Here is a 12,791-nt window from a genome sequence, read left to right as displayed (position 1 = left end):
CGTTCATTGTCGTATAGGAAAACCTCGGTGGCAATCACGAGAGAAGGGAAGCATATGGATTACAGTACGTTTGCAGGGGCTATCCTTACCGCCGTTGGTGGCAAGGAAAACGTCCTGGGTAACATGGTGTGCATGACACGGCTGCGCATCAAGGTTGCCGATCCCTCAAAAGTCGACGCGAATAGCCTCAAGGCGCTTGACGGTGTCATGGGTCTCGTGGAAGAAGGCGACAGGCTTGAGGTTGTACTCGGTCCCGGCGTGGTCAACAAAGTCATTGCTGAATTTTCCGCATTGACCGGCATCAAAGCTGGGGATGTTCTAGACCAGAGCGCCTTGAGCAAAGAGCCATCGGGCGAGAGTGCGGCTGAGGTTGCCAAGAGCAACAAATCAACTCAGAAGGCCAAGTACGATAAGCCCGTGCAGCGCTTCCTGAAAAGGATTGCCAATATCTTTGTGCCACTTCTGCCGGGCATTATTGCGGCCGGCCTTATCAACGGCCTCTGTAACGTCATCAATGTTGGCACGCACAACGCGTTTGCTACAGCCTGGTGGTACCAGACCATTCGCACGATGGGTTGGGCGCTCTTTGCCTACCTTCCGATTCTTGTAGGAATGAATGCCGCGAAGGAGTTTGGCGGGTCGGCCGTACTCGGTGCCATGGCGGCGGCGCTCTCCATTGCCAATGCGGGTATGCCGCTTCTAGCCAAAAATACGGAAGGCGTGGACCTAGTTCACTTGCCATTTGCCCTTCCGTCAGTGAAGTTCGCTGAAGGCGTGTTCTCGGTGACGACTTCGAATGTCTTCAATGCCGCCGCAGGAGGTCTTCTCGGCGCGCTTATCTGTGCTATATTCTTTGCTTGGCTTGAGAAGAACTTCCGCAAGATTATGCCGAGCGTTCTGGATACCTTCTTAACACCGCTCTGCACAGTCATTGTCGGCTCTATCGTGGCTGTTTTGGTGCTGCAGCCCCTCGGCGCATTCCTTACGCAAGCGATCTTTTTTATCCTTCAGTTCTTCTACGATAAGCTCGGCGTCTTCGGAGCCTACCTGTTGGGCTCAACCTTCCTGCCGCTCGTTTCCGTTGGCTTGCATCAGGCGTTGACGCCAATCCACGTCATGCTCAATGATCCGTCTGGTCCTACGCAGGGAGTGAACTATTTGCTGCCTATCCTTATGATGGCTGGCGGCGGACAAGTTGGCGCGGGTCTCGCCATTCTTGTTAAGACGAAGAACACTCACGTTAAGCGGTTCTTGACTGAATCCATACCTGTTGGCGTGCTTGGTATCGGTGAACCTTTGATGTATGCGGTAACACTTCCTTTAGGCAGGCCCTTTATCACGGCCTGCCTTGGCGCTGGTGTCGGCTCTATCCTCGCGTGGCTCTTCCATCTTGGTACAGTTTCGCAGGGCGTATCCGGTCTCTTTGGCCTGCTCATCGTGCAGCCTGGCACGCAGGGCTTCTACGTTATCGCTATGCTTGCGGCCTATGTCGCCGGCTTTGTCCTGACGTATTTCTTTGGCGTTGACGAAGACCGTATTAACGATGTCTTTGGTGAGTAACGGCCGTTTGGCCCTGTCTGCACCTTGGCTTTAATTCGATTTGATTCTCGTTTGGCTTGATTCTGACTTCAATCTCCCGTCGTTGCAGGCGGGGGATTGAGGCATGTTGCAGAAAGGATGTGAGGCGTATGTTTACGGGAGTGTCTCTCTATGTTGGCAGCGGATTTGAAAAGAATGCGTGCATGCTGAAAAAAGCATATGAGGCCGGTGCTCGCTACACCTTTACTTCGCTGCACATTCCTGAAGAAACAAGCGCAGAGTATCAAAGAGATGCCCGTGACCTCATCAGGTTTTGTGGCGAGAAGGGCGTCCACCTAATCGCCGACGTATCTCCTCATACCTTGGAGAAACTGGGTGTTTCTCGTCTTGAAGAACTCGCTGACTTCGGAATTGATTATGTGCGTCTTGATTATGGCTTTGACGCTCAACGGATCATCGAGCTCTCTAGGGTGTTTCATGTAGTCTTCAACGCGTCAACTATCACGGAGGACGTCATCCGCGTCTGGCAGGAAGCGGGGGCTGATTTTTCTCGTTTCGCGGCCTGCCACAATTACTATCCCAAACGATATACTGGCCTTTCCATAGAACGTGTTGCGCGCAGTAATGCTCGCCTCAAGAGCTTGGGTTTCCAAACTCTTGCGTTCATACCGGGAGACGCTGAGAAGCGCTGTCCGCTTTTTGAAGGCCTTCCTACTGTTGAGGAGCATCGCGACCATACCGGAGTTCTTCTCGCTCGCGATGCCCTTGAGCTCTATGACGCCCAAACTGACGTTGTTTTTATCGGCGACATTAGCGCCTCTGAGGGTGTTTGGAAGTGGCTGCGAGCGTTTAGTGAGGGACATGTTCCTTTGCGGGTAGAGCTGGACGATACATACGACTATCTGTACGGCCGGGTGCAGCACGATAGAGTGGACTCATCCGACTACCTTATCCGCTCGCAGGAGTCGCGCCTGTGGACTGACGCGTCTGTTGTTGAGGCAACGCCTGCCGCTACGGAGGGGCCCGTTGCCGCGCCGTGTGTTGCTACGCCGCCAGTGGCTGCCGCGTCATCGCCGGTTGCCACCACGGCGCCGTTCACCGCCGAGAAGGGAGCCTTGCTTCCCGTAGGAACGATACTGGTAAGCGCCGCGGAGTACGGTCGCTACGTCGGGGAAGTCTCCATCACGAAAAAAGAGCTCCCGCTTGACCCGCGAGACGCCGTAGTGGGGCGTGTCACCGCGTCGGACATTCCGCTGCTGTCGTACATTCATACCGGCAGAGGCTTTACGCTTGAGAAGTGGAGTTTTGCATGATCAAGTTGGACAAATTCAAAACCGAGAGCCGAAACGCCCATACGATGCAGCTTGATCAAATGACGCCGCTTGAGATTGCTCGGGTGATGAATGAAGAAGATCATAAGGTCGCCGACGCTGTTGGAGAAGTGCTTCTGCAGGTAGCGCAAGCGATTACATGGGCGAAAGAAGCGCTTGAGGCGGGCGGGCGCGTCATCTACTTTGGCGCGGGGACCTCAGGGCGCCTGGGCGTGCTTGACGCGGTAGAGTGCCCGCCAACTTTCGGGGTTGATCCCGGTGTGGTTGTCGGTCTTATTGCTGGTGGCGAGAAGGCCTTTGTGAGAGCGATTGAAGGCGCGGAAGACAGTCAGACGCTATGCGTCGAGGAACTTAAGGATATTGGCCTTTGCGAGAAAGATTTAGCTGTTGGCCTGGCTGCTTCTGGCCGCACTCCCTATGTCATCGGCGGCCTTGCTTACGCGAACGCCCTCGGGTGTAAGACGATTGCCGTTACCGCGAATAAGGGTTCTGAGGCGGGAGCTGTGGCTCAGCTTGCCATAGAGGCCGAGCCGGGTCCAGAGGTGCTGACGGGCTCAACGCGTCTGAAGGCGGGCACCGCGGAGAAGTTAATTCTCAACATGATTTCAACAGGCGCTATGGTGGGCATCGGCAAGGTGTACCAAAACCTCATGGTTGACGTGCAGCAGACGAACGAAAAACTGGTAAGCCGCGCGCGCAATATTGTGTGCGAAGCTACGGGCTGCTCTTTGCAGGACGCCGACAAGACCTTGCGTCTCGCGGACGAGGACGTTAAATGCGCGGTGGTTATGCTGCTAGCGCAGGTGAACGCTGATGAGGCACGCTCTCGGCTTCAGGCTGCTCGCGGGCACGTCCGTGAGGCTATCGCAGATACTTAGTTTGTGTGGTCGCGTTGTTTAAGGCGAGAAAGTTCTTCTCGTACCAAGATAATTTCTTCAATCATTGCGAGACTTTTCTATCTGTGGTTCATTTTTATTGGCGGTGCTAATACGACTATCGGACTTACTATTCTTTTTGTTGCCGCGTGTAAGTCGAAGTATGCAAAATATCTGGGATGAATTGCCGTCTTTCCGGCAGTCTTTAATATCAAATGAGCCTATTATCTTCGGTGCTCCCATTGTTTTTAAATCTAATGCTTGTCACTCCATTCGTCTTTACCACCACGGCCCGTGCTCTTTGGTGGGGTGGTACTACCGTTTTGGTCGGCAACGCTGGAGGAGACGCCCAGTTTGCAGTGCTTCTTGCACTCCCAGCACCACTTTTAGCAGCACTATCCTTCTTGCGATACTTTCTTGATTCGCAGAGAGGATATATCGATGGTTTTTTTGAATCTTATTTTCGATTGTGCTTCGACACCAAAGGAAATTTTGACAGGCCTTTATTTTTTTCAAGGCATTTGCATCGCTAATTATACCGCTTGCAGGATATTACAAAGGATTCAAGAACAAAGAGAAGATGATGACGTATAAATAGAACAAGATTCTTATAGGAGAGAGTTTAATAAAGTGCGGCCGTATAACTAACAAAATGAGGGGCACTATGAGTATTCTGTGGGCACATTCAAAAGACGAGGATGAAGCTGAATGGCAGCCTCTGTCTGAGCATCTGGTAAACGTGTCGGAACTGAGCGCCGAATTTGCATCCACGTTTGGCTACGAGCAATGGGGTCGTGCACTCGGCCTCTTGCATGACGCGGGTAAGTCATGCGACAGGTTCCAGAATGAGCGCCTGCACAACAGGCCTGTAAGCGTAGATCATGCGGCGTTTGGTGCGAAACGTGCGCTTGAGCTCTATGGCGGCCGAGGTGATAAAGATGACGCATGTGGTAGTGGGGCCTATGTGGGCGAACTTTTGGCTTATGCAATCCTAGGACATCATGGCGGTATGAAGACCTCTATCGATATGGAGAATAGGATAGAGCGCCTTGGCACCCCACCTTCCCCAGGAAAAGCCATTGATGACTACAGTCCGTACTATGTCATGATAGATGAGTTTCCTGATGTTGTCCCCCCGGATCGAGTTGACCTTGAACCAACGATGCTTTCCCGCATCATGAGATCATCCCCTGAAGCCCTGCAAGATAATGCGGTGCGACAAATCTTCCAGCAACATCTATCCTTTTCGGGGCAGGCTCTGACGCGCATGCTGTTCTCGTGTCTTGTCGATGCCGATTGGATTGACACGGAGAGCTTTATGAGCCCTGAGGTGGCGGAGAAGAGGGGGCATGACTACGACTCCATTCCCATGTTGCTCGATAGACTCGAAAATCATCTCGAGAGGCTGGCGGGTAAGGCTGGGAACACGCCGGTCAACGAAGCACGTGCTGCCGTTCTTGCCGATTGCAGAGAGGGAGCGGTATCCAAGCCTGGCCTTTTCACCCTCACGGTGCCGACCGGCGGTGGTAAGACGCTTTCGTCTATGGAGTTCGCCTTGCGTCATGCGGCGGAGAACGATCTCGAGCGTGTCATCTATGCCATCCCCTTTACGTCCATCGTCGAGCAGAGCGCCACTATTTTTAGGGATATTTTTGGTGCTGATAACGTTCTTGAGCATCACTCGAATTACGACTTTGAGGAAGCGGCGAAGGAAGGACGCGAATACGAGCGGCTTGCCGTACAGAATTGGGATGCGCCCATCGTGGTTACTACGAATGTTCAGCTGCTGGAGTCGTTGTTCTCAAACAAGCCAGGAAAATGCCGCAAGCTGCACAACATTGCGAATAGCGTTATCGTACTTGACGAGGCACAGACCATACCAATCGAGCTCATACACCCGACGCTTGCGGCACTCGAGGAATTGGCACTCGACTTCGGTGCGAGCATCGTGCTCTGTACAGCGACGCAGCCAGCCGTGCAAAACGAGTGGCCGTTCGGCTCTTGCCCCCATGAACTGTGTCGCGCACACGAGGAACTATTCTCAAAGGCGTTTGATGGACGAGTCCACTACCAGATAGTGGGCGAGATTCTAGAAAAGGACTTGGTGGATAAACTCATACAATTGCATCAAGCACTATGTGTTGTTGGCAAGAAAGCTGAGGCGCTTACTCTCTATCGCGACGTGGTGGCCCGAGCGCGCGAGAGCGCTTTGATCGAGGACAATAGAGAGCCTTATGAAGAAGGTTTCTTTCATCTGAGCGCACACATGATTCCAGTGCACAGATCACAGATGATTGCAAAGATACGAAATCGGCTTGATGCAGGGAAACGATGCGTAGTCATATCAACCCAGCTTATAGAAGCGGGTGTGGATGTCGATTTCCCTATCGTCTGGCGCGAGATGGCTGGACTGGATTCTATCGTGCAGGCGGCGGGACGCTGTAACCGCAATGGAGGACGCACCGATGAGGTAGGCGAGAAGGTTCCGGGAGATGTTTTTATCTTCGAGTTCGCCGAGAGGGATGAGGCTTTCGTACGGTCAGGAACGCGCTCTTTCCTGGGAAAGACACGCTCGATTGCATCTGAGCTGCTCAATGTAGATGGCTTAGGCATTGACGCGAATACGGTCGACCTCTACTTTAGGCGTTGCTATCAGACCGAAGGCCTTGATGCTAAATGTATAGTGGGAGACGACGGAAAGGGCCATAGGAAGTACGGTTCCTCGGGACTCTACGAGGACATGTCTGACCAGAAACATCTTTCGTTCAGTAAGGGTCTCCTATCGCGCTACATGGACTATTGCTACGACTTTGAGATGTACGCTCGTACCTATAGGGTCATAGAAGACTCAGGTGAATCCGTCTTCGTCCCTTGGAATGAAAAGGGTATGAAGTTGTTTAGTCGCCTGCACTCTCATGAGGCCTTTCGTGAAGAGGCGTCCCTTATACGACAGCTGCAGCCTTATAGCGTAAGCGTATACCCTCAGCTCATGCGCGAGTTAGAGCAAGAGGGACTCATCGAACACCTGGGTCTTGTAAACGTGCTGCGCATGGAGGACGACTGCCGTACAGTCTACAGCGAAGAGACGGGTCTTCTCCCACCGGATGAGGAGGTACTCAATGTGATGGTACTATGACGCACCTCGTGCATTACGATTGGGACAAAGCTATTCAAGGAAAGGAGGAGATACATGGGATATGGCATAAAGATGCTGGTAAAAGGACCACGCGCATGCTTCACGCGTCCCGAGATGAAGGCGGAGCGCGTTAGCTATGACGTGATGACGCCATCGGCGGCACGTGGAATCCTAGAGGCCGTGTATTGGAAACCAGCAATCACATGGCACATTGATAGCATTGAGGTGCTCAACAAGATTCGCTTCGAGACGTTTCGCCGCAACGAGGTGGGAAGTAAACTTCCCTACAGTGGATCGGCGGGCGCTAAGTCAATCGAGGGAGGTAAAAACCTGCCCCTCTATGAAACCGTATCGACAGACCGCCAGCAGCGCGCAACTTTGCTGTTACGGGACGTTGCATATGTCGTCAATGCCCACTTCGATTTGACTAACCGCGTGGGTGAGGACGATACGGTTGAGAAGCACTACAACATTGTCCTGCGGCGCCTGCGCAAGGGTCAGTGCTTCAATCAGCCTTATCTTGGGTGCAGGGAGTTCTCCGCAGAAGTTTCATTAGTTGAGGAGGGGGAGAACGTTCCTCTCTCCGCATATGCAGGAGTTTCTGAGAAGGACCTTGGTTTTATGCTCTACGATTTGGACTTTGCGGATATGGAGCACCCTGAGCCTAAGTTCTTCCGTGCCGTCATGAGAGGCGGCGTCATCGACGTCTCCACAGCTGCGCGAGAGGTGATTGGATGATTATCAGGGACCTTTACGACCTCTACGAGCGCTATGCTGCCGACCCAAAAAAATCCGGACAAACACCACCCGAAGGCATGAGCGCTGAGAAAGTGTTCTGGGAGATTGTCCTTTCGGAAAATGGTGAGCTGAAGAATATCCTCTCTTTGTCACAAGGAGGGAGCAAGAATGACAACGAGCATACAGTTATGCTCGTTCCACGACCATTAAACGAACGACGGAGCTCAAATGTCAGACCCTATTTTCTTTGTGATACGGCAGAGTATCTGTTTGGACTAGGTAGCACCGAGAAGCGCAATAAATCGCGCGAGCTACACGAGAATGTGCTCAAACACTGCGATGATTTCGTTGCAGACGCAGTGCGCAAGTTCTTCTCACAAAGTCTTCCGATGGGACAGTGGGATGTAGGGCGATTAGAAGATATCCTGTCTTTCAAACAGGCAAACAATAAAAGCAACCTTCTTGTTTTTTATGTCGAGAACTTTGCAGGAGAAGGATTTTTTGCTCATGAACGTCCGTCTGTGATTGATGCTTGGAATCGTTATCGTACAGAAAACCCCGAAAGCAGCACCTCCGGTCAGTGCTCTGTCACGAGTGAGAAAGCTATGTTAGCCCGTGTCTTTTTGCCAGTGACAGGCTTTGCTGGTGCGCAGTCTTCCGGCGCCTCTCTCATTTCGTTCAACTGTGATTCGTTCAATTCCTACGGCAAGACCCAAGCCTACAATGCCTCGGTTTCAGAGCGGGTTGCCTTTGGAGCGGGTACAGCCCTCAAGATGCTGCTCTCTGACCCAGAACGCAAGGTTCACTTGGGCGATACTACCTTTACGTTCTGGAGCGACAGGCCATCGCCTGACGAGGACAGCCTGCTCACGCATTTCCTTGGTGGGAACGACGGAAATAAGGTCGCTGAGGACTCGGCAATTGTTGATCGTGTCCGTAATGCAATTGAAGGTATCAAAAACGGACGTCCTTTTAGTATGAGCTTTAATCCTGACGTGCGTTACTACGTATTGGGCATATCTCCCAACGCTGCGCGACTTTCTGTTCGGTTCTTTGAGACTGCCACACTTGGAGAAGTGGCTGAGCACTATGGCCAATACCTGCGGGATATTGAGATGGTAGGCGTGCGGGAGACTTCGCTGTTTCAACTCATCAGACAATGTGCCGTTCAGAGAAAGTACGAGAATATCCCCTCCACACTTGTGAACCCTTGTGTGCAGGCGATGCTCACTGGCGGCAGGTTTCCCCGTTCGTTGCTCAGCACTTTGCTCTCGCGCATGCGGGCAGACCATGGGTCAAACAACAGTTGGGACATAGGTCAGCGTGCATCGCTCATCAAAGCTTGCCTTGTCCGCACGCGGCGTGTTTCGGGAATTCCATCAATAAGAGAAAGCGAGATTGACGTGGCTTTAAATAGAGACAACAACAACGTAGGGTACCTTCTTGGTAGATTGTTTGCCGTGATGGAAAGAGCGCAGTCGGAGGCGTTGGGAACCACCAATGCAACCATCCGGGATAAGTATATAGGTTCCGCATCAGTTACGCCGGCTCGTGTGATGCCGACGCTCATGCATGGTTGCCAGAACCACCTAAGCGATTTGCGCAAGAAGAAGCCAGGATTGAATGTTATCCTTGAAAAGGAACTTGACGAGATAGTGGGAAAGAAGCTCTCAGATAATCCCTATCCAGGGACGCTCTCCATGGAGGATCAGGGTGAGTTCTTTATCGGGTACTACCAAGAGCGCGTAGATCTCTGGACTTCACACAAACAAAATGGTAGTGAATCCAATGAAACTGCAGACAGTAGACTCAGTGAGAATTAGGAGAATATCATGGCAGAACCTATCAAGAACCGTTACGATTTCGTCTTCTTCTGTGATGTCAAAAACGGCAACCCCAATGGTGACCCCGATGCAGGAAATCTCCCGCGCATCGATCCTGATACCTCGCGTGGGATTATTTCCGATGTATGCATCAAGCGTAAGATTCGCAATTACGTCAATCTTATAAAGGGAGAGGCCATAGACGATCCGGACACTAATGAGGGAGAGTTGGGCTACAAGATTTACGTGCAGGAGGGTGCTGTTCTCAACGAGCGCAATCTTAGAGCGTATAGGCATTACAATTTGACGCCGCAAAAAAAGAAGCTGCCCAAGAAGGTCGAGGAGCAGCTGAAGGTCACCAGATTCATGTGCAACAACTTCTTCGACATCAGGACCTTTGGTGCGGTTATGACAACGGGTGTTAACTGCGGCCAGGTGCGTGGTCCCGTGCAGTTGTGTTTCGGCGAGTCCATCGATCCAGTCGTGCCGCTTGAGATGAGCATCACGCGAATGGCCGCAACGGAAGCCAAGGAAGATAAGGACAATAAGACTATGGGTCGTAAGCAGTACGTGCCCTACGGTCTTTATCGAATAGAGGGATTCGTTTCTGCCTTCCTTGCCGAGAAATCTAGTTTTTGCCAGGCTGACCTCGACCTTCTGTGGGAGGCTTTCATGAACATGTTCGAGAGCGATCGCAGCGCTGCTCGTGGCCTTATGACATCGCGTAAGCTTGTAGTCTTCAAGCATGAGAGCAAACTTGGCAATGCTCCTGCCCATACACTTTTTGATATGGTGCAGGTTGAGAAGAAGATTCCTGCCAATCAAGAACCAAGAAAATTTGAAGACTACGAGATTAAGGTTTCTGAAGAGGAAATGCCCGGCATTGAGGTGGAGATTTACGACTATATAGCGCCTTCCATATAGGCTGTCATGTACACCGAGGACGAGCTGCTGGCTCTCTCAGGCTTACAGCATCTGGCATATTGTGAACGTCAATGGGCTCTCATTCATTTAGAGAAGATTTGGAAAGATAGTATCGACACGGTACGTGGTAATTACTTTCATGAGCGTGTGGATATGGCAGGATATTCTTGTGTTGATGGCGTAAGAGCTGAACGTGGGGTTCATCTTGTAAGTTATTCACTTGGGCTATATGGTGTCGCTGACATTGTGGAATACGGTGTTGGCGGCGCCGATTCTTATATTCGACCTATTGAATATAAGGTAGGAAAACCGAAAGTGGAGGATTGGGATAGGATTCAAGCAACAGCACAAGTCTTATGTCTTGAGGAGATGCACGGAAAGACTATTACTACGGCTTCTCTTTTTTATGGAGAGACGCGAAGAAGAGAATATATAGAGGTGAATGAAAAACTTAGGAGTGAGGTAAAGGAACTTGCAGAACATATGCACAATCTTTTTGAGGCAGAGAAAACTCCTCAAGCTAAGATAGGCCCAAAATGTTGCCGTTGTTCACTCGCTGATGAATGTCTTCCTAAAATAAGTAATTTTGCAATAGAAGAGTATTGGATGCAATTTGACAGGAGGCAGTAAACTGAGATGAAAAGACTTTTAAATACGCTTTATCTAACAAACCCTGATGCCTACCTTCGAAAAAAAGATGATGCTCTTGCTGTATATGTTGATCAGAAGAAAATAATGAGTGTACCTTTTCATCTTCTTGAAGGAGTTGTTCTGTTTGGACATGTCGGCTGCAGCACCTCTGTACTTGGAGCCTGTGCGATGCATGGAATTTCTGTTTCTATCCTAGATGAAAGAGGAAGGTTCCAAGCTCATGTGAACGGTCCAACATCTGGCAATGTCTTGCTCAGAAGAGAACAATATAGGCTCTCAATGGATTCATCGGCATGCCTTTCGATTGCAAAGCGTTTTGTTAGTGCGAAAATTCATAACGCAAGACTAGTACTTCAGCACTATGCCCGCGACTATTCAGATATGAAAGATATTGGCGTAGACCGAATTGTCGATGCACTGGAAAATAGTAAAAAAGAAATATTCTATTGCAATAATCTTGATGAGCTGAGAGGTGTTGAAGGCAATGCCGCTCATCTTTACTACTCAGCATTAGGTGGGGCCTTGCGCTGTGAAAATATAATTTTTTCAGGCCGGAAGAAGCGACCACCTAAAGATCCCGTCAATGCTGTTCTTTCATTTTTTTATACAATGTTAAGCCGAGAGCTATTGTCTGCTTGTGAATCTGTTGGCCTTGATCCACAAATGGGGTATTTGCATGCCTGCCGACCTGGAAGAGCAAGTCTCGCTCTTGATCTTATTGAAGAGCTACGCGCTCCCATGGTAGATCGATTTGTCCTCTCATTGTTCAACCGGAAGCAGCTTTCTGAAACAGATTTTCTCACTCAATCCCAAGGGTTCTTCTTCAAAGATGCTTCGCTCAAGAAAGCGATAGGTTACTGGCAGCAAAAGAAACAGAGTCAGATTATTCATCCGTTTTTAAAAGAAAAAATGCCTTTGGGTCTTGTTCCGTTCGTTCAAGCTCAGTTATTTTCTCGGTATCTAAGAGGAGATCTTAGCGATTATCCTGCATTTTTTTGGAGGTAATTGTGTATGTTTTGGTGACCTATGATGTTGCAAGTGGAGATGTTAATGGAGCAAGACGTTTGCGGCGAGTCGCGAAAGTTTGTATGCAATACGGGCAAAGAGTTCAATACTCTGTATTTGAATGTCTAGTTGACCCCAGTCAATATGAAAGTATGAAACATGAGCTTGTTAGAATTATCGACAAAGAAAAGGATAGTTTACGGTTCTATAATTTAGGCAAGCAATGGAAAAACCGAGTTGATCATGTAGGTGCTAAAAGTTCTTATGATCCCGAGGGGATTTTATGCATTTAAGATACTAATTGTGTGCGCGAACCGTGAGCAATGGATTATATACGGGAGATTCGCGCAGTCTTTGGGGGGGGGGTATTTATAACCAAAACAGATTTATTTTGGTTACCAAAATTCCAAAAGCCTCCAGAAAGTATAAAATAGAGATGTCAATGCAAAATAATGCATAAAGTGACAGTCGCACCCTTCACGGGTGCGTGGATTGAAACCATCAAAGCGTAGTGAGTTGCATTGTGGCTCTCGGGTCGCACCCTTCACGGGTGCGTGGATTGAAACTGCTATTTTCGACTTTGAAAATAGTACCGATAAAGTCGCACCCTTCACGGGTGCGTGGATTGAAACCCCTGAACCTCGCACTCGATGGTCACCGTACGCGACGTCGCACCCTTCACGGGTGCGTGGATTGAAACACGTTATCGGTGCCTATGCCGGTAACAGTGCCGTTGTCGCACCCTTCACGGGTGCGTGGATTGAAACGC

Annotated in this window: 10 protein-coding genes and 1 CRISPR repeat array; all 10 genes read left to right on the top strand. The window is 50.3% G+C overall.

The genetic code is table 11. The features are described 5' to 3' along the window. The first annotated feature begins 54 nt into the window (after positions 1 to 54). The 10 genes from HMPREF1527_RS07310 to cas2 all read left to right on the top strand — a co-directional run bounded on the left by HMPREF1527_RS07310 (position 55) and on the right by cas2 (position 12,315). Entirely contained in the window at positions 55 to 1,560 is a 1,506-nt protein-coding gene (locus HMPREF1527_RS07310) for a PTS transporter subunit EIIC (RefSeq protein ID WP_016478062.1), read from the top strand. Between the two features lie 128 nt (positions 1,561 to 1,688). Further along, positions 1,689 to 2,852, top strand: coding sequence for a MupG family TIM beta-alpha barrel fold protein (locus tag HMPREF1527_RS07305; RefSeq protein WP_016478061.1), 1,164 nt, complete (start codon positions 1,689 to 1,691; stop codon positions 2,850 to 2,852). Beyond that, a complete protein-coding gene (gene murQ, locus HMPREF1527_RS07300) occupies positions 2,849 to 3,748 on the top strand; it encodes an N-acetylmuramic acid 6-phosphate etherase (protein WP_016478060.1) in 900 nt (299 codons plus the stop codon). Before HMPREF1527_RS07305 ends, murQ begins: the two co-directional genes overlap by 4 nt. A 661-nt stretch (positions 3,749 to 4,409) precedes the next feature. Continuing rightward, positions 4,410 to 6,881: a CRISPR-associated helicase/endonuclease Cas3 gene (locus tag HMPREF1527_RS07295; RefSeq protein ID WP_016478059.1), complete on the top strand. Its 2,472-nt coding sequence runs from the start codon at positions 4,410 to 4,412 to the stop codon at positions 6,879 to 6,881. 54 nt (positions 6,882 to 6,935) lie between these two features. After that, positions 6,936 to 7,619 carry a type I-C CRISPR-associated protein Cas5c gene (gene cas5c / locus HMPREF1527_RS07290; protein ID WP_016478058.1) on the top strand — a complete coding sequence of 228 codons (684 nt, stop codon included), beginning with the start codon at positions 6,936 to 6,938 and terminating at the stop codon, positions 7,617 to 7,619. Continuing rightward, positions 7,616 to 9,442 (top strand): type I-C CRISPR-associated protein Cas8c/Csd1, encoded by a 1,827-nt coding sequence (gene cas8c, locus HMPREF1527_RS07285; protein WP_016478057.1) that lies wholly within the window; start codon positions 7,616 to 7,618, stop codon positions 9,440 to 9,442. Before cas5c ends, cas8c begins: the two co-directional genes overlap by 4 nt. 9 nt (positions 9,443 to 9,451) lie before the next feature. After that, positions 9,452 to 10,366, top strand: coding sequence for a type I-C CRISPR-associated protein Cas7/Csd2 (cas7c, locus tag HMPREF1527_RS07280; RefSeq protein WP_016478056.1), 915 nt, complete (start codon positions 9,452 to 9,454; stop codon positions 10,364 to 10,366). A 6-nt stretch (positions 10,367 to 10,372) separates the two neighbouring features. Beyond that, on the top strand, positions 10,373 to 10,996 hold the full coding sequence (cas4, locus tag HMPREF1527_RS07275; protein ID WP_016478055.1) for a CRISPR-associated protein Cas4: 624 nt from the start codon (positions 10,373 to 10,375) through the stop codon (positions 10,994 to 10,996). Positions 10,997 to 11,002: 6 nt separating this feature from the next. Then, the gene (gene cas1c / locus HMPREF1527_RS07270; protein WP_016478054.1) at positions 11,003 to 12,022 is read left to right on the top strand and encodes a type I-C CRISPR-associated endonuclease Cas1c; all 1,020 of its coding nucleotides are present in this window, start codon (positions 11,003 to 11,005) and stop codon (positions 12,020 to 12,022) included. 2 nt (positions 12,023 to 12,024) lie between these two features. Continuing rightward, positions 12,025 to 12,315, top strand: a complete 291-nt coding sequence (cas2, locus tag HMPREF1527_RS07725; RefSeq protein ID WP_016478053.1) for a CRISPR-associated endonuclease Cas2 — start codon at positions 12,025 to 12,027, stop codon at positions 12,313 to 12,315. A gap of 174 nt (positions 12,316 to 12,489) precedes the next feature. Further along, positions 12,490 to 12,789: a CRISPR direct-repeat array (repeat unit 32 nt; unit sequence GTCGCACCCTTCACGGGTGCGTGGATTGAAAC). Between the last annotated feature and the right edge of the window lie 2 nt (positions 12,790 to 12,791).

Origin of the sequence: Atopobium sp. oral taxon 199 str. F0494, assembly GCF_000411555.1 — a bacterium.
In the GTDB taxonomy this organism is placed as follows: domain Bacteria; phylum Actinomycetota; class Coriobacteriia; order Coriobacteriales; family Atopobiaceae; genus Lancefieldella.
The sequence above is the reverse complement of the archived record's forward strand: the minus strand, read 5'-3'. Positions and strand labels throughout refer to the sequence as shown.